Source organism: Halorubrum sp. Boch-26 (assembly GCF_029889805.1).
Taxonomy (GTDB): domain Archaea; phylum Halobacteriota; class Halobacteria; order Halobacteriales; family Haloferacaceae; genus Halorubrum.
The window spans coordinates 1-17,975 of the sequence record NZ_JARANT010000030.1; the positions used below are offsets into that span (position 1 = coordinate 1).

The following is a 17,975-nucleotide window of genomic DNA, read 5'->3' on the forward strand; positions in this document are numbered from 1 at the left end:
TCCCGGATCCGCTCGCCGACGATCCGCGGCTCATCGTCCCGTCGAACGTCGCCGTCTGGGTCGTGATCGGGGTGATCGTCGGCGCGGTCTCGTTCGATCAGGGGATCCTCAGGTCGGCGATTCCGGCCGCCGTCGGCGGCGTCACGTCGGGGATCGTGCTCCGCTCGTCGCTGGTCTACGGGCGAGAATAGGGGCGAGACGAGCGGGAATGCGGTTCGAGCGCCCGCCTTCGTCCGACTTACAGCCGCGTTCGAGACTCGCCTACAGCTCGTCCAGCAGCGTCGCCGCCGCGGCTGCGGACGACCCCGGGCCGCGCGCGGTGATCAGGTCGCCGTCGACCGTGACGCTGGTGTCGGCGTCGAGCTCGGCGTCCCAGTCGGCGCCGGCGAGGACGACCTCGTCTTCCACCCAGTACGGGAGCTTTCGGCCGTCCGGCATCAGGTCCTCGTCGTCGACGATGCCGTCCTCCCAGCCGTTCGGGAAGCCGGTGACGGAGCGACCCTCCACGAGGGGCGTCCCGTCGGCCTCGCGGGTGAACGCCAAGATGCCGACCGCGTGGCAGACGACGAGCGCGACGCCCTCGCCGCCGGCGACCGCGTCGAGCAGGAGCTGGCGCGCGTGCCGGTCTTGGTTCACGTCCCAGACGGTGCCGTGGCCGCCGGGGAAGACGACCGCGTCGTAACCGTCGGCCTCCACGGTCGCGATCGGTTCCGGATCGTTCAGCCCCGGGTGCTCCTCGTCGACCTCGCGGAGCTCCGCGACGCGCTCCTCGCCGCCCGCGGCCTCCGGGTCGAGCGACCGCTCGTCGACGACCGGCGGCGATCCCGACGGCGTCGCGATCGTCACGTCGACGCCCTCCGCTTCGAGCGTCGTCAGCGGTTCGATGCACTCCTCGGCCCAGTACCCCTCTTCGCTCACGACGAACAGCGCGTTACTCATGTGTAGCTCCCCATTCACGACCACGATATAAAAGGCGCCCGCGCCCGGCAGCGACGCCGGGTGGACGCGGGGTTTATAACGGGTTGGACGGACTGCGCCGGCGCGTGTCTCCGATTCTCGCTGGACGCGGTGAGCGCTCGAAGAGCGCGAACCGCGAGGCTGGGGAGGCGTGAGGTGGTCACCGGAGCGTAGTCGGACACGTGTCGCCGAGCGGCTGGGGCTTTGAAGGGTTTTCTGTCCATCCGCAATCGACTATTTATAAACGAAGGGTAGGCGTTTCGGCGGTAGCCGCACCCGACCTCTTGTCGTTTCGAGACGAGGCACGACAGCACACGCATCCGACCGCTGCGTGGTATCGGCCCGCATCGAGCGACGCAACCGCCACGCTTTATTAATCCGCCCGAGTACCGACGACATGGACCAGTTGCGGCAGTCGCTCCTCGACGCGCCAATCATCGAGAAAGGCGAGTACCAGTACTTCGTCCACCCGATCAGCGACGGCGTCCCCATGCTCGAACCGGAGCTGCTCCGGGAGATTGTCATCCGGATCATCCGGAAGGCTGAGCTGGAGAACGTCGACAAGATCGTCACCCCCGCGGCGATGGGGATCCACATCTCCACCGCGCTCTCGCTGATGACCGACATTCCGCTCGTCGTCATCCGAAAGCGCCAGTACGGCCTCGACGGCGAGGTCCCGCTGTTCCAGGAGACGGGCTACTCCGAGTCGGAGATGTACATCAACGACGTCGAGGAGGGCGACCGCGTGCTCGTGCTCGACGACGTGCTCTCGACGGGCGGCACGATGAAAGCGATCCTCGACGCGCTGACGAACGAGGTCGGCGCCGAGGTCGTCGACGTCGTCGCCGTGATCAAGAAGGCCGGCGACAACGAGCTCGACCAGACCGACTACAACGTGAAGACGCTGATCAACGTCACCGTCGATGACGGCGAGGTCGTGATCGTCGACGCGCAGGGCGACGACTGATAATTCACCAGATCTCAATCCAATCGAACAGATCTGGAAGAGTGTAAAACGCGATCTGTCGCCACTTGATGCATCCGATGTAGAAACGTACCGAACGCTGATCTGTGACATTTTTCATAAGTATGCTCACCGGCTCAGCTTTGCAAGAGCGTGGGTTGACCGCTTCTTATCCTTTTGAAAGTTATGACGATCACTACCGGGCGTTCGCGGCGTCCCTCGCGCGTGCGATCGCCGTCGCCACGCGCCGGCTGTCAGAAGGACTTCGGTCCCTCGCTACTCGCGGCCTCCGGCCGCTCGTCGGCACGCGCCACCGCACCGGTCGGGTAACATCGCGCCGCTGAACCGTTCCCACCGCGCCGAAGCCGGCGAAAGCCAAAAGACCGCTTCTCTCTTGGGACGGGTATGAACGAGCCCGGCACCGAGGGCGTACTGTTGGACCAAGAGACGCTCCACGATCGGCTCGACGACGCCTCCGACTGGCTGCGCGAGCATTACCGGACGTTCCGCGAATCGATGCTCGGCGAGCGCGACGGGTCGCCGTTCCCCTGCTACTTCGGCATCGAGGTCGAGCGCGAGGGGGACCTCTTGTACGCCGCCTGCGAGTCGACGACCGACCCCGCCGCACTCCTCCGCTTTCGCGACGTGCTTCTGGAGTACCTCGACACCTACGAAGACCACGCCGACCGCGCGCCGCTCGCGGTGTTCTTCAGGCCGCCCGAGGGCGACCCGGGCGAGGCCCACTACCACGAGCGGCTGTGGCACGTGTTGGAGTTCCTCCACGTCCACGACCCGGCGCCGTGGCCCGAAGACATCCCCACCGATCCGGACACGCCGCGCTGGGAGTTCTGCTTCGGCGGCGAGCCGCTGTTCCCCACCTCGCGGGCGCCCTTCTACGACGACCGGAAGAGCCGGTACTCCCCCGTCGGGCTAGAGGTCACCGTCCAGCCACGGGCCGTCTTCGAGGGGCTCACCGCCGACACCGAGGCCGGCGAGCGCGCCCGCGAGACCATCCGCGACCGCATGGGCGAGTACGACGGCGTCTGTCCCCACGCCGACCTCGGCGACTGGGGCGTCGAGGGCGACCGCGAGTGGACGCAGTACCTCTTCCGCGAGGACGGCGACGCGAGCCCCGACGCATGTCCCCTGCGCCCGACGCGGGAACACCCGAAGGCGCCCGAATCGCTGATCGAACCGGGCGCGTGGCGCCGGTTCGCTGACCGGTCGACGCCCGCCGGCGAATCGCCCGCGGTGACCTCGGAGGCCGGCGATGACTGAGCGATCGTCCGGGAGCGACGCGGACTCGTCCCGCTCGAGCGACGGCCTCCCACTCCCCGACGACGCGGTCCTCCTCCTGATCGACTTCCAGACCGGCTTCGACGAGCCGGGGTGGGGCGAGCGCAACAACCCCGACGCGGAAACGGTCGCCGCCGCCCTCCTCGACCGGTGGCGCGCCCTCGGTCGCCCGGTCGCGCACGTGCGACACGCCTCGACGGAGCCGGACTCCCCGCTGCGCCCCGACGCGCCCGGGTTCGCGTGGAAGCCGGAGACGGCGCCCGCTGCGGAGGAGCCGACCTTCGAGAAGTCGGTCAACGGCGCCCTCCTCGACTCGGGGCTCGACGAGTGGCTCCGCGAGGCGGGCCGCGAGTCGCTCGTCGTCTGCGGACTCACGACCGACCACTGCGTCTCGACGACGGCCCGCGCGGCCGAGAACCGCGGCTACGACGTCACCGTCGTCGCCGACGCGACCGCGACTCACACGCGCGAGGGGTACGACGGCGAGGCGATCGACGCCGACACGTCTCACCGCGTCGCGCTCGCGCACCTCGACGGCGAGTTCGCGACCGTCGTCGAGGCCGACGATCTCCGGTAGGCGCCGAGCGGGTCGCACCTCGCAGCCCGCGTCGAGGCGACCCCCCTCAGTCGTTGTCCGCGGACTGCGCGGCGCTCCCGCCTCCCTTGCCGCCGTCGCTCGTCTCGTCCTCCGAGGATCCCACGCGCTCGGCGGCGTTCGCGAACATCCCCCGTCGGGTCGTGTACGCGAAGTACGCGCCGAGTCCGAGAAAGCCGACGACGTTCGAGACGGCGACCGCCCAGAACACGGCCTCTACCCCCCACCCGAGCCCCGGCGCGACGGCGACCCCGAACGCTCCGAACGTCGCCGTCGCGGGGACCGCGGCGACCGCGATCGGAAATCGGATCCCTCAGTACTTGAACAGGTCCGCGACGAAGGAAGTCCGCGTGCGCGAGGCGCCGTTGAACCCGGCCAACAGGGTGTACGTGCCCCCGAGTGCCGGATACGAGACGGCGAGGATCCGAAGGTACAACGCCGCGAACGACCGCCCCGTCGGCGTGAGGTCGGGCGCGAGCAGGTCGACGATCCCGCCGGCGAACAGGAACTGGACGGCGCCGAGCGCGAGGAACCCGGCGACGACTATCCCGGTGCCGGCAGCCGTCGTGCGCCGGGCGCGCCGGGGGGCGTCCGCGCCGAGGTTCTGGCCGATCATCGACTGGGCCGCCTGCTGGACCCCGAGCGCGGGGACGATCGCGAGGGTCGCGACGCGCGCACCGACCGTGTACGCCGCCACCCCGGCCGCGCCCCCGGCGATCGCCACGAGGCTCACGACGAGCACGCGGACCAGTTCGCTGACGCCCCGTTGGCCGCCGAGCGGGAGCCCGATCGCGACGACCTCGCGGAGGTCGCCGGCGTCGACGACGAACGCGTCGCGGGTGAGCCGGAACGTGTCCCGGCCGATCCCCGCAGCGTACGCGAGGGCGTGACCGAGTCCGACGACGCTCGCGAGCGCCGTCCCGAGGGCCGCGCCGGCGACGCCGAGCGCCGGGGCTGGGCCGAATCCGAATATCAGCACGGGCGCCGCGACAAGGTTGACGAGCACGCTCGCGACGCTCACGTGGAGGACGGCCCGCGTGTCGCCGCAGGCGGTGAAGCAGTTCTCGACGGTGTCGCCGACCGCGCCAACGGGGAGGACGGCGACGACGATCGCGAGGTACGTGGCCGTGGTGCCGGCGAGCGCGCGGTCCGCCCCGAGGAAGCGGACCAGGCCCTCGGCGTGAACGGCCACGGGAACCGCGACGGAGGCGGTGACCGCGAGGGCGACGAGGCCGCCGTTGACCCCGACTCGGCGGGCGCCCGCGTCGTCCTCGTCGCCCGCCCGCTGCGCGACGAGGAGCTGCGTCCCGACCGCGGCGACGACGACGACCGCGCCGAGTAACGACTGGATCGGGAGGCTGAGTCCGACCGCCGCGACCGCGTCCTCGCTCACCCGCCCGAGCCAGAACGTGTCGACGAGGGAGTTCGCGACGTACACGAAGTTCTGCGCCACGAGCGGGGCCGCGAGCAGCAGGAGCACCCTGCTGACCGGCCCGTCGGTTATCGTCTCGCGGTCGACGTCGAACATCGAATAGTTTCGTATCTGGTCGCGATAATAAAACGTTAGTGATGTCGGATAGGATACGGTTTCGCCGCCAGACGGTACTGACATTCCCGCGGTCTTCGGACGGTACTGACATTCCCGCGGTCTTCGGACGGTACTGAAATTCCCGCGGTCTTCGGACGGTACTGAAATTCCCGCGGTCCTCGCGGTGATTCACGCGCGTGATCCTCACGTTTTTGCACGCGGCCTCCGTAGTTCGGGTATGCAACGCGGCCGTCGGAAGCCGGACTGGTTGAAGTCCCGTCCCCCGTCCGGCTCCCGGTTCACGGAGATCAAAGAGCGCCTCCGCGAGCGCGACCTCCACACCGTCTGCGAGGAGGCCAACTGCCCGAACATGGGCGAGTGCTGGTCGGGCCGGGACGGCCCCGGTACCGCGACGTTCATGCTCATGGGCGACCGCTGCTCGCGCGGCTGTAACTTCTGTGACGTCGCGACCGGCGGGATGGAGCCGCTCGACCCCGACGAGCCGAAGAACGTCGCCGAGGCGGTGACCGAGATCGGGCTCGACTACGTCGTCTTGACCTCCGTCGACCGCGACGACCTCGCGGACGGCGGCTCCGCGCACTTCGCCGAGACGATCCGCGAGATCAAGCGGCGCGACCCGGAGGTCCTCGTCGAGACGCTGATCCCCGACTTCGGGGGCGATCCCGAGGCGATAGACCGGATTATCGACGCGGGACCGGACGTGATCGCTCACAACGTCGAGACGGTCGAGCGGCTCCAGTGGCCCGTGCGCGACCGCCGCGCCGACTACGAGCAGTCGCTCGCGGTGCTCGACCGCGTCGACCGCGAGTCCGAGGTCCACACCAAGACGAGCCTCATGCTCGGCGTCGGCGAGTACGACCACGAGGTGTACCGGACCCTCGGCGACCTCCGCGAGGTCGGCGTCGACGTCGTCACCTTCGGGCAGTACCTCCAGCCGTCGCGCTCGCATCTCGACGTGTTCGACTACGTCCACCCCGACGCCTTCGAGACGTGGCGCGCGGTCGCCGAGGGGGAGTTCGACTTTCTCTACTGCGCCTCGGGACCGATGGTGCGCTCGTCGTACAAGGCCGGCGAACTGTTCGTCGAGGCGCTGCTTCGCGAGGGACGCTCGCCCGAGGACGCCCGGCGCCACGCGCGGGCCGCGGGCGGTGACTGACGGAGAGGGGCCCGTCAGACACGGAGAGGCCCCGTCCGACGAGCCGCCCCTCGAACGGGCGGTCGTTCCCCGTCGCTCCGTTCGCCGGTCGAGCGACGAGAATCTCCCCCGTCTCTGACCATTCGGTGCCACCGAGACGGGCGCGACGGTTATGTCCGGGAACCGGAACGAATGCCCCGAGACGGCACCTCGTGTCCCGACGGAAATAATACACCTTATATCAGTGCTATTGACAGGAATTGTGGAGGAGTTGACAGGGATATACTTATCAAAGTGGACTCTATATGAGTGGATATGTCATACCACAAGAGACGGCGTGACGTGTTGAAGACTGTCGGTGTCGCTGGCGCAATCGGTCTCGCGGGCTGTTCGGGCGACGGCGGCGACGGCGGCGACGGCAGCGACGGCAGCGACGGCAGCGACGGCGGCGACGGCGGCGACGGCGGCGACGGCGGCGACGGCGGCAGCGGTGGCGGCGCGCCCGACCTACTCACCGTTATCGGGTACCCGGAGAGCGGGATCCAGCTGTTCCGCGACTACTACGCCGCGTCCGACGGATCGGAGGACATCCTCATCCCCGACGGGCTTCAGGACCCCTCCTTACCCGGACAGGTCGGCAACGAGATGGCCAACGTCACCGGGACCGCGCCGGCGGCGGGAGGCCCGAACCAGGAGGCGTTCGAGGGACTGTACCAAGACGCCTATGACGAGACGCCGGGCGTGTTCACCTCGCAGTCGTACGACTCCGCGGCCGCGCTGATACTCGCGAACGTCGCGGCGGGCGAGAACAGCGGGACGGCGATCCGCGACCAGCTCCGGCGGATCGCGAACCCGGACGGCACCGCGTACGGGCCGGGCGAGTTCCTCGACGCCGTCGAGGCGGCCGCAAACGGCGAGAACATCAACTACCAGGGCGCATCGAGCGCCGTCAACTTCGACCAGAACGGCGACCCCGCGTCCGCGGCCTACTCCATCTGGGAGTTCGCCGGACAGTCAGCCGACTCGGTCGACGTGCAAGAGACGCAGAGCTTCGAGGGGGAGAACCCCGACGGCGCCGGCCCCTCGGCCGACTCGTCGCCCGGCGGACTCGGGCGCGAGGTGAGCGTCGGAATCCTGCTGCCCGAGACCGGTGACTTGGCGTCGACGGGCCAGCCGATGATCCGCGCCGCGGAGATCCCGGCCCAGCAGATCAACGACTCCGACCTCGACCTGACGGTGGACGCCCAGTTCGAGGACACGAACACCTCGCCCGACCAGGGGGTCAGCGGCGCCGAGTCCCTCGTCAGCTCGGGGGTTCCCGCGGTGTGCGGGACGGCCTCCTCCGGCGTGAACGTCCCCGTCTGTCAGGAGACGCTCATCCCGAACGAGGTCGTCGGCTGCTCGCCGTCCAGCACCGCGCTGTCGGTGACGAACCTCGATGACGACGACTACATCTTCCGGACCGCCCCGAGCGACCAGCTCCAGGGCCGGGTCATGGCGCAGGTCGCCTCCGAGCGGCTCGGCGCCTCGACCGCCGCGACGCTGTACGTCAACAACGACTACGGTCAGCAGCTCTCCGAGCGGTTCAGCAACGTATTCGAGGACACGTTCGACGGCGAGGTGTACGACCAGATCAGCTTCAACATCGGCGAGTCGTCGTACTCCAACGTCGTCGAGCAGGCCCTTTCGAGCGGGAACTGACGCGTCGGAGGCGACCCGAAGCGGGCGGTTCGACCACTCCGTATTTTTCGCGCGGCCCGACCGAGTAGCGGTGCGGTCTTCCACCGGTGAGTTCGACGGGCCCGTGCCGCTTCCGGGGAGCCCCGGTTCGTCTCTCGAAGTCGTTTCTCGAAAAGCAGCGCCGCAACTGCGTTGGCCGCCGGTGCGCGGACGCGCCGACTATCCGCCGAGGAACTCCCGGCGGACCTCCTCGTCGTTCAACAGCACGGTCTCCTCGTCCTCGAATCGGTTCTGTCCGTTCGCGAGCACGTAGCCTCGGTCGCAGCGTCTGAGCGCCTCCTTGGCGTTCTGTTCGACCATCAGGATCGAGGTTCCGGTCTCGTTGATCTCGTCGATCTTGTCGAACATCTCGTCGACGAGATCGGGCGCGAGTCCGGCGCTGGGCTCGTCGAGCAACAGCAGTTCGGGGTCGAGCATCAGCGCTCGACCCATCGCGAGCATCTGTCGCTGGCCGCCGCTCAGCGTCCCCGCCTGCTGGTGTTTCCGCTCTTCGAGGATCGGGAACCGATCGTACACCGCTCTGAGCTCCTCCTGCGGGACCTCGTCGAGGATGTACGCCCCCATCTCCAGGTTCTCCTCGATGTCGAGCTCCGCGAAGACGTTCTCGCTCTGCGGCACGTACCCCAACCCCTTGTGGATCACGTCTTCGGGTTTCGTGCCGCTGATGTCCTCGCCGTCGAACGTCACCGTCCCGCCCATGTGCGTCGTCAGTCCGAACACCGACTTCATGACGGTCGACTTACCGGCCCCGTTCGGGCCGACGATGGTGACGTACTCCTCGTCGTCGACGTCGAGGTCGATGCCGGTGAGGATCTGGAGATCGCCGTAGCCGGCGTCCAAGTCACGGACCTCGAGGAGGCTCATACCTCACCCCCGAGGTACGCCTCGATGACCTCCTCGCTCTCTTTGATCTCCGCCGGCGTTCCGTCCTTCAGGATCCGACCCTGGTGCATGACGATGACCCGCTCGCAGTTGTTCATGATGAGGTCCATGTCGTGTTCCACGATGAGGAACGTATACCCCCGCTCGCGGAGTTCGTGGATGTGTTCGATCAGCCGCTTCTCCAACGAGGGATTGACGCCCGCGAACGGCTCGTCGAGGAGCAGCATATCGGGGTCGGTCAGCAGCGCCCGGGCCATCTCCAGCAGCTTCCGCTGGCCGCCGGAGAGGTTCCCGGCGTACTCCTGTGCGAGGTGATCGATCTCGAAGAAGTCGAGCACCTCCCAGACCCGTTCGAGCTGGTCGGTCTCCTGCTCGCGCACCGATCCGCGGGTGACAGGCATGACCGACCGCCACAGCGACTCGCCGATCTGGCCTTTCGGCGCGAGCATCATGTTCTCGAGGACCGTCATCTCCTCGAGCTCGCGGGCGATCTGGAACGTCCGCGCGAGCCCCCGGTTCGAGATCTCGTGGGGCTGGAGCCCGGTGATCTCCTCGCCGTTGAATCGAACCGTCCCCTCGGTGGGGTCGAGCATCCCGGTGATGAGGTTGAACGTCGTCGACTTCCCCGCGCCGTTCGGGCCGATAAGTCCGGTGAGCGTCCCCTCCTCGACGTCGAAACTCACCTCGTCGACGGCGACGATCCCGCCGAACTCCTTCCGGAGCCCCTCGACTTCCAGGGGCGCGTACCGGTCCCCGTCGTCTCCGGCCGGGGTGTCGGCTTCGGCTCCCATCACGTCCGTCAGGTCCGGGTCGGGCGACGACCCGCCAGCAGCGGCGTCGTCTTCGGCCGACGGCGGCTCCGCGCCCGTCGCCGTTTCCTCGACCGGCGTCGACCCGTCGGCGGCGGACTCGTCGGTCTCGCTCATCGCTCCTCACCCCCGTCGGCGGCCGCCGGTTTCCCGGTCGACTCGGCGCTCCCCGGCCGCGCGAGGTCGACGCTCGACGCGGTCTCCTTGCGGTGTCCGAGCAGCCCCTCCGGCCGGTTGTGCATCAGCCAGATCAGCACCACGCCCATGATCACCAGCCGCAGCTGGCTGATGCTGTCGAGCGTGTACAGCACGAACGGCATCGGATCGAGCGAGGCGAATCCAGCCATCGCCTCGCCGAAGTTCCGCGGCGCGTCCCCCAGCTCGAAGGCCGTCTGGACGAGGTTCTTGAAGTACCGCGGCCCCTCGTACAACACCCCGGCGAAGATCGCGCCGCCGAGGAAGCTCCCGGTGTTCGACCCGGCACCGCCGATGATCAGCGCGATCCAGATGAAGAACGTGATGTTCGGGCGGAACGAGGGGGGCGTGATGCTCCCGCGGCTCGAGTACCACAGGATGCCGCCGAGTCCCATCAGCGCGGACCCGAGCACGAACGCCGTGAGCTTGAACCGGTCGGTGTCTTTCCCCAAGGCGTTCGCGACGTCCTCGTCCTCGCGGATCGCCTTCAGGACGCGCCCGAACGGCGATTTACCGGTCCGCGAGAGCAGGAGGTAAAACAGCCCGACGCCGATGAGCAGGAGGACTCCGTAGAGCACTCCGTCGAGCACCGGCTTCGGGTTGTTCGGGATGTAGTTTCGCTCGACGAATCCGATCAGGCCGAGGTACGGTTCCCAGAGGAACAGGGACCGAAGCAGCGCTTCGAGCGGATCCGGATAGTTCAGAATGAGCCCGCCCCCGCCGCCGAGCCCGACCGTGTCGGCGGCCGGATCGAACGTGAACAGCCAGAGGTCGACGGTGTCCGGTACCGTGAACGTCTGGAACGTCCGGGACATCATCGTGAATCGGACGATCTCCGAGAACGCCACGGTGACGATCGCGAGGTAGTCCGCCCGGAGGCGGAGCGCGGGCAGCGCGACCAGAAGCCCGAACAGCCCCGCGACGACGACGCCGGACACGATGCCGACGCTGAGCGGGAGCCCGAACCCGCCGACCTGTGCGGCCCCTCCCTGCGCGACCGGCGGCTTCGAGACCAGCGCGGTCACGTAGACGCCGATGCCCATGAAGCCGACGATACCGATGTTGAACAGCCCGGTGTACCCCCAGTGGAGATTCAACGCCAGCGCGAGCATGCCGAACACGCCGATGTAGAACGTGAGGTTCGCGATCGAGTTCAGCTGCCCGCGGAGCCCGTATCCGAACGCGACCCCGGCGAGAACGTACAACAGGTAAATGGTGCCGAGAACGGCGAGCACGAGCGTCACGTCCCGCTCGAAGAGCCCCTGTATCAGCCCGCGGATGTCAGTGGCGCTCATGCCGTCGTCCTCCCGCTGAAGATGCCTTCAGGCTTGAACAGTAGTATCACGATCATCACCAAGAACGCGGCCGCGCGACCGAACTCGGAGGGAATCCAGATCACCGAGACGGAGGCCGTCAGGCCGATGACGATCCCGCCGCCGATCGCGCCGTAGATCGACCCGATCCCGCCGAGGATGACCGCGGCGAACACGAGCAACAGCAGCAGCCACCCGTCGTTGAATCCGAGCGTTCCCTTCCAGAGGATGAACATGTATCCAGCGACGCCGGTGAGCCCGGCGCCGACGATCCACGTCGTGCGGATGACCTGCTCGGTCGGGATCCCGGTGATCCGCGCGAGGTCCTCGTTGTCGGACATCGCGCGCATCGCCTTCCCGAGTTTCGTCCGCTGGAGCAACAGGTGGACGCCGAGCATGAGGCCGCCCGCGACGACCACGAGGCTGATGTCGTGTGCCGTCACCCGGAACGTCCCGTCGATGGCCGGAACGCTCACGCGCGGAACCGATCCCGCCGCGGTCGTTCCCCGAACGCCGGCCCCGAAGACGAACTGGAGCAGGTACCGGAGCGCGAACGCGACACCGATGCTCGTGATGAGCAGCGCGATACCGCTCTCGTCGCGGATCGGTCGGTAGACGAACCGGTCGATCAGTAGCGCCAGTGCGATCGTCGCGACCCCCGCGATGAGCGCGCCGAAGACGACCGCTATCGGCGCGGTCGTGACCCCGATGCCCAGCGCGCCGCCGAACACCGACCCGCCCGCGCCCACGAGTAAGAGCGCGCCGACGCTGTTCTCGCCGATCCCGGCGACGAGGTAGCTGGTCGCCATCCCCGCGAACGCCCCGCTGGTGAGGTAGTCGCCGTGCGCGAAGTTCGCGAAATTGAGAATACTGTACGTCATCGAGAGCCCGATACCCGCCAGACCGATGATCAGTCCCCTGAGCAAGCCGTCCCAGACGAGGGACGCGAGGCTGCTGACCTGGATCCCTCCGGTCAGCAGTCCGTTGACGAGTGACCACGCCATCCACAGGGCCACGAGCAGGACCCCGATGGCGAGCGGTTCCTCGCTGAGGGTTTGGCGGTATCGGACGTACGTTTCAGAGACACTCACGTGATAACACTCCTCATCTTAGCGTATGGATCAACCTATAAGACGTTTTCTACCCGGAATCACCCGACTGCCGCCATATGTGTCCACATAGGTACAGTCCACAGACTCTGACATCTCCCCCGCGCTAAACAGTCGTAGCCGAATCACATCTGTAGCCGAATCACATCGCTCGTTCCGTACTAACCGAGCCGTTGAGTTCGCGCATTTCACGATCGGAGCGGACTTCGCTGTGACAGGTCCAGTGAGAGAGCGACGGAACGCCGCGCTAGCGGCGTTCCCGAGCGATGTCTCTCCGCAACAGGGCGTACTCACCGGCCATCCCCGTCCGGTTCGAGTGTGAACTCAGTCGTAGTGTGTCGAGAGAACGAATCGACGGAAGGTCCGTGTTTGAGAACAGCGGTGTCTCTGGAACGGTTCCAGTCGAGGCTAAGGCGCTGGCTAACACCCACAGATCGTACGACGAGACCGCGAACAGAAAGCAGAACAGTCGCACCGAGACCGTCGGCGACGACGTTCCCGGGAGGAAATCGCCGAGCTGTCGATACGACGTTTCGATCCCCCAGCGGCGGCGAATACGACGCTTCGATCCCCCAGCGGCGGCGAAATGCAGCCGCGTACGCGTTCGCTGTCGACGAATCGACGTCCAAACTCGTGCGTACCAGACGTGCTCGTCTGGACCATCTGTTGACCAACGCACCCAGCGTGAAGAGCCTCAATCAGGTCCGGCAACTACTGTGAAGAGCGGGATTTCACCCTCGTAACATTCAGAAACACTCGCCCGAGCGGACCCGGCGACATCGGCCGCCGCGACGGGGCGCTCGCGAACGGTTTTATCGGAGTGATCCGCCGCATCCGAACCGCTCGACCGGCGGTCAGTACCCCTGCGCGTTGCCGTCCTTCCGGGGCTCGGTGGCGGCCGAGAGGACGCCGTCCTCGTTGCGGACGATCTGCGCGCCGCCGAACTGGACCGGCGAGAGCGTCCTGACGTCGTGGTCTTTCCGCACGAGCTTCGCGATGACGCCGTCGTCGAAGTGGGGCTCGACGCCCAGTTCGCCGCTCTCGCGGTACCGCCACCGCGGCTCGTCGAGCGCGCGCTGGAGCGGCATGTCGTAGTCGACGACGTTCGCGATCACCTGGACGTGCCCCTGCGGCTGCATGTACCCGCCCATCACGCCGAAGGCGGCCCAGTCGTCCTCGTCGAGCCTGACGACGGCGGGGATCAGCGTGTGGAACGGGCGCTTCCCGGGTTCGAGACTGTTCGGGTGCTCGGGGTCGAGCGAGAACGACGCGCCGCGGTTCTGAAGGGCGATCCCCGTCTCGCCCGCGACGAGCCCGGAGCCGAAGCCGGCGAACCGCGAGTTGATGTAGGAGACGACGTTCCCCTCGTCGTCGGCGACAGTGAGCAGCACCGTGTCGGCGTCCTCCGCGTTGGCGCCCGGCACGCCGAAGGAGACGTCGTGGTCGGCGGTCGGCCCGACGCCGGCCGCGCGCTCCGCCGCCCACTCGGTCGACCCCAGCGGCGGGACCTCCTCGTAGTCGGGATCGGTGATGTAGCGGTGGCCGTCGTGGAAGGCCAACTTCATCGCCTCCGCGAAGTAGTGGACGCGCTCGGCGGTGTCGTACCCGTGCTCTCCGGCGCCGAGTTCGGCCGCGACGTTGAGCGCCTCCAGCGCGATGAGCCCCTGGTTGTTCGGCGGCAGCTCGTACACCTCGGCGCCGTTGTACGTCGTCGAGACGGGATCGGGCCACTCGACCTCGAAGTCGGCGAGGTCGTCGACGGTCATGAACCCGCCCTGCGACTGCACTTCCTCGGCGATGGCCTCGGCGATCTCCCCCTCGTACACCGCGTCGGCGCCGCGCTCGGCGATCGTCTCCATCGACTCGCCGAGCCGCGGCAGGCGGACCGTCTCGCCGACCTCGGGGGCCTCCCCGTCGAACAGGAACGCCTCCCGGGCGTGATCGTCGGTGAACAGCTCCTCCGCGCCGGCCCAGTACGAGGCGATGACCTCCGAGACCGGGTAGCCCTCGGTGGCGTACCGGATGGCGGGCGCGAGGGCGTCGGCGAGGGTGAGCCGACCGAGCTCCTCGATCGTCGCCTCCCAGCCGCGGGCCGTGCCCGGGACGGTGACCGCGTGCGGCCCGTAGAACGGCATCCCGGCCTCGTCGGTACCGTCGACCGCGTAGCCGCCGTCGTCGGGGTAGTAGGAGGCGGCGGCGACGTCCTCAGCCAGCGCGTCGCGGACGTCCTCGATCGTCGCGTCTGCGGGGGCGCCCCCGCAGGCGCGCATCGCGCCCACGCCGCCGTCGGCGGTGCGGTACAGCGCGAACACGTCGCCGCCGAGCCCCGTGGAGGTCGGCTCGACGACGTTGAGCGCTGCGGCCGTCGCCACGGCCGCGTCGAACGCGTTCCCGCCCTCGCGCAGCGTCTCGATCCCCGCTTGGCTGGCGAGGGGCTGGCTCGTGGCGACGACGCCGCGCTGGCCGTACACCGTCGACCGCCGCGAAGTGAACCGGTCCAAGTCTGGCTCCATACCTCCGATCCGACGCCCCTATGTATAAATGCCGGACCGGATCTATCCGGTCGTTTCGACACCGGCCTCGGGCGCCGCCCACCGACGGTGTGCTGTCTACTGTCGTTCGGTACCAATACACATGATAATTGTTCGTGTCAATTTCGCATATCGTAATCGAATCGGCCGATTACTGTACAGACGGTGGTTTGCGATGCAGAATGGAATGGTTTTTACCAACCCACGATTACATGTGGATATGTCTCATTCGGACAACGAACAGACGCGATCGGCAGCGACTCGCCGACGGGTTCTCGCCGCGATGGGCGGCGCGAGCGTCGTCGGTCTGGCGGGCTGCGTCGGCGGCGACGGCGGCGACGGGTCCGACGGCGGCGACGGCACGAACGAGTTCGTCGCGTCGGCCGGCGCGAACCCCGGCACGTTCGACCCGACGATCATCACCGACGCGACCTCCAACTCCGTCGTCGGCACGATGGCGTACGAGCGGCTGGTCGCGCTGACCTTCGACCTCTCCGAGGTTCGCGGCGAGCTCGCGTCCGACTACGAGCAGGTCGACGACACCACCTTCCGGTTCCAGCTCCGCGAGGGCGTCACGTTCCACAACGGCGACGAGTTCACCGCCGACGACGTCGCCTTCTCTATCAACCGGACGAGCGGCACGACCAACGACGCCGACGTATCGTTCATCGAGAACGTCGAGGTCCTCGGCGACTACGAGGTCGAGATCACGTCGACCGATCCGCACGCGCCGTTCCTGAACGACCTCGCCGCGGTCCCGATCCTCACGAGCAAGACCGACGCGATCAGCGAGAACCCGGAGCAGGACGAACACGACTTCACCGAGCAGACGCTCGGGACTGGCCCGTGGGAGCTAGAGGAGTTCTCGGCCGAGGACCGCGCCGTCCTCGTCCCCTACGAGGACTACTGGTACGACGGCGACGACTACCCCGGAACGGCGCCGTGGGACCGGGTCACGATCCGCGTCATCCCGGAGCAGGTCTCCCAGGAGGAGGCGATGGCCGCCGGCGAGCTCGACATGATCGACAACGCGGCGCCGTTCGAGCTCGACCAGTGGGAGAACCAGACCGGCGAGATCGTCACCGGAGACGCGGTCGGGTTCGATTTCATCACATACCCGGTCAATCAGAGCCCGTTCACGAACGAGAAGCTCCGGCGCGGGATGACTCGCCTGCTCCCGAAGTCGGACGTCATCGAGGCCGTCTTCGGCGGTTACGCGACCGAGCTCGCGGGGCCGATCAGCCCCGGTCTCGGCGCGTTCTGGGACGAGGAGCACGAGCAGAACCTCCTCGACGAGTACGTCGGCCAGAACGAGGAGGAGGGACTCCGTCTCATCGGCGAGGCGTTCGAGGAGGAAGGTATCGAGGCGCCGTTCGACATCTCCTTCATCACCAACGTCAACCGGACCCGCGAGCGGTGGATGGAGATCATCCAGCAGACGATGGACGAGACCGAGTACTTCAACGCCGAGCTTGACGTCCGCTCGTTCGACGACCTCGTTCCGTTCCTACTCGACCCCGAGGGCGCCGCGGCCAGCACGGACGTCGTCGGAATCGGCTGGACCGGCGGCTCCGACCCCGACGGTCACATAAACCAGCTGCTCCACTCCAGCCAGCACGTCCCCGACGGGTTCAACTGGAACCTCTACGAGAACGAGGAGCTGGACCGGCTCATCACCGAGGGACAGACGACGCTCGGCGCCGACGAGCGGCTCCCGATCTACCAGAACATCCAGGAGCTCGTCGCGCAAGATGTCCCGATGGCGAACATGTGGACCGGGGACGTGATCGACATCGTCAACCCGACGAACATCGAGTCGGTCGACCAGTGGAGCCCGCATCCGAACGCGAGCAACCGCTACAACACGCTGTACAAGCCGCACCTCGACGAGATCGTCTACCCGTCGGAGTAACGGCCTCAACCACCCGCCCTCTCATTTCACCTCGATGAGCCTCCAACGATTCGTACTCAAACGCGGTCTAATAACGATCCCGCTGCTGCTCGGGATCTCAATGCTCACCTTCGGGATGGTCCACGCCATCCCCGGTGACCCGATCGACTTCATCACGCTGTTCACGGAGCTCGATCCCCAGACGGAGATGGAGATACGGGCCGAATACGGCCTCAATCAGCCGGTGTACATCCAGTACATCGACTGGGTCACCGACGCCGCGACCGGTGACTTTGGCCGGTCGATCATCACTCGGGACCCGGTGGCGAGCGAGATCGTGGAACGGCTCCCGTACACGCTCGTGATGGGGATCATGGCGTTCGGCGTCACCCTCATTACGGCGATTCCCACCGGCGTGATCGCGGCCTACTACCGCAACACCAAGATCGACCAGGCCAGCCGCGTGTTCGCGCTGCTCGGGATCGCGATCCCGAACTTCCTGCTCGGCCTGCTGCTGCTGTTGATCTTCGCCAGCTGGCTCGACCTGTTCCCCATCCTCCCGCCGACCGATCGGGGAATCATCAGCTACGACATGCTGGTGTACACCCTGTTGCCCGCGATCACCATCGGCACCGGTTCGACCGCCCTGTTGATGCGGCTGATGCGGTCCTCGATGGTGGAGGAGCTGGATAAGGACTACGTCCGGACGGCGCGCGCCAAGGGGCTCCCGGAGCGGACGGTGGTCCAGAAACACGTCCTCCGGAACTCGCTGATCTCGGTCGTCACCGTGGCGGCGATCCAGGTGGCGTTCATCATCAGCGGCTCCGTCGTCGTCGAGATCGTCTTCTCGTACCCGGGTATCGGGCGCCTCCTCGTCAACCGGGTGGGCAACCGCGACTTCCCGGTGACCCAAGCGATCGTCCTCCTCATCGGCGTCGCCGTGATACTCGCGAACTTCGTCGCGGACGTGCTCTACGCGTACCTCGACCCCCGAATCCGATACTAGATA

General features: G+C 67.4%; 14 protein-coding genes and 2 pseudogenes. 8 read left to right on the plus strand and 8 right to left on the minus strand.

The genetic code is table 11. The features are described from left to right. The coding region (locus OQF71_RS06275; protein WP_280586543.1) for a hypothetical protein at positions 1-191 on the plus strand (191 nt) is incomplete at its 5' end. A 70-nt stretch (positions 192-261) separates the two neighbouring features. On the opposite strand, the gene OQF71_RS06280 is transcribed toward OQF71_RS06275, so the two are convergent. Continuing rightward, the gene (locus OQF71_RS06280) at positions 262-939 is read right to left on the minus strand and encodes a DJ-1/PfpI family protein (protein ID WP_280586544.1); all 678 of its coding nucleotides are present in this window, start codon (positions 937-939) and stop codon (positions 262-264) included. 415 nt (positions 940-1,354) lie between these two features. Between OQF71_RS06280 and hpt the strand changes: the two genes are divergently transcribed. The 3 genes from hpt (at position 1,355) to OQF71_RS06295 (ending at position 3,794) form a co-directional block, all read left to right on the plus strand. After that, positions 1,355-1,924: a hypoxanthine/guanine phosphoribosyltransferase gene (hpt, locus tag OQF71_RS06285; protein ID WP_280586545.1), complete on the plus strand. Its 570-nt coding sequence runs from the start codon at positions 1,355-1,357 to the stop codon at positions 1,922-1,924. Between the two features lie 402 nt (positions 1,925-2,326). Beyond that, positions 2,327-3,199 carry a YqcI/YcgG family protein gene (locus OQF71_RS06290; RefSeq protein ID WP_280586546.1) on the plus strand — a complete coding sequence of 291 codons (873 nt, stop codon included), beginning with the start codon at positions 2,327-2,329 and terminating at the stop codon, positions 3,197-3,199. Beyond that, positions 3,192-3,794 (plus strand): cysteine hydrolase family protein, encoded by a 603-nt coding sequence (locus OQF71_RS06295; protein ID WP_280586548.1) that lies wholly within the window; start codon positions 3,192-3,194, stop codon positions 3,792-3,794. Before OQF71_RS06290 ends, OQF71_RS06295 begins: the two co-directional genes overlap by 8 nt. 46 nt (positions 3,795-3,840) lie before the next feature. On the opposite strand, the pseudogene OQF71_RS06300 reads toward OQF71_RS06295, so the two are convergent. Beyond that, positions 3,841-5,340 (minus strand): annotated as a pseudogene (locus OQF71_RS06300) (MATE family efflux transporter). Positions 5,341-5,578: 238 nt separating this feature from the next. On the opposite strand from OQF71_RS06300, the gene lipA reads away from it, so the two are divergent. Beyond that, positions 5,579-6,517 carry a lipoyl synthase gene (lipA, locus tag OQF71_RS06305; protein WP_280586550.1) on the plus strand — a complete coding sequence of 313 codons (939 nt, stop codon included), beginning with the start codon at positions 5,579-5,581 and terminating at the stop codon, positions 6,515-6,517. Positions 6,518-6,811: 294 nt separating this feature from the next. Continuing rightward, complete coding sequence (locus OQF71_RS06310) at positions 6,812-8,197, plus strand: ABC transporter substrate-binding protein (RefSeq protein WP_280586551.1); 1,386 nt, start codon at positions 6,812-6,814, stop codon at positions 8,195-8,197. A 198-nt stretch (positions 8,198-8,395) separates the two neighbouring features. Here OQF71_RS06310 and OQF71_RS06315 read toward each other — a convergent pair whose 3' ends face one another. The 6 genes and pseudogenes from OQF71_RS06315 to ggt form a co-directional block, all read right to left on the minus strand. After that, positions 8,396-9,100, minus strand: a complete 705-nt coding sequence (locus tag OQF71_RS06315) for an ABC transporter ATP-binding protein (protein ID WP_280586553.1) — start codon at positions 9,098-9,100, stop codon at positions 8,396-8,398. Beyond that, positions 9,097-9,909: an ABC transporter ATP-binding protein gene (locus tag OQF71_RS06320; RefSeq protein WP_280586576.1), complete on the minus strand. Its 813-nt coding sequence runs from the start codon at positions 9,907-9,909 to the stop codon at positions 9,097-9,099. Before OQF71_RS06320 ends, OQF71_RS06315 begins: the two co-directional genes overlap by 4 nt. A 131-nt stretch (positions 9,910-10,040) precedes the next feature. Next, positions 10,041-11,417: a branched-chain amino acid ABC transporter permease gene (locus OQF71_RS06325; RefSeq protein WP_280586554.1), complete on the minus strand. Its 1,377-nt coding sequence runs from the start codon at positions 11,415-11,417 to the stop codon at positions 10,041-10,043. Then, positions 11,414-12,526 carry a branched-chain amino acid ABC transporter permease gene (locus tag OQF71_RS06330; protein ID WP_280586555.1) on the minus strand — a complete coding sequence of 371 codons (1,113 nt, stop codon included), beginning with the start codon at positions 12,524-12,526 and terminating at the stop codon, positions 11,414-11,416. Before OQF71_RS06330 ends, OQF71_RS06325 begins: the two co-directional genes overlap by 4 nt. A gap of 342 nt (positions 12,527-12,868) precedes the next feature. After that, positions 12,869-13,097, minus strand: a pseudogene (locus tag OQF71_RS14610) (transposase); the annotation flags it as partial. 301 nt (positions 13,098-13,398) lie between these two features. Beyond that, positions 13,399-15,057 carry a gamma-glutamyltransferase gene (ggt, locus tag OQF71_RS06335; protein ID WP_280586556.1) on the minus strand — a complete coding sequence of 553 codons (1,659 nt, stop codon included), beginning with the start codon at positions 15,055-15,057 and terminating at the stop codon, positions 13,399-13,401. 238 nt (positions 15,058-15,295) lie between these two features. Between ggt and OQF71_RS06340 the strand changes: the two genes are divergently transcribed. Then, positions 15,296-16,987, plus strand: coding sequence for an ABC transporter substrate-binding protein (locus OQF71_RS06340; RefSeq protein WP_280586558.1), 1,692 nt, complete (start codon positions 15,296-15,298; stop codon positions 16,985-16,987). Between the two features lie 34 nt (positions 16,988-17,021). Next, positions 17,022-17,972, plus strand: a complete 951-nt coding sequence (locus tag OQF71_RS06345; protein WP_280586560.1) for an ABC transporter permease — start codon at positions 17,022-17,024, stop codon at positions 17,970-17,972. Positions 17,973-17,975: the final 3 nt, after the last annotated feature.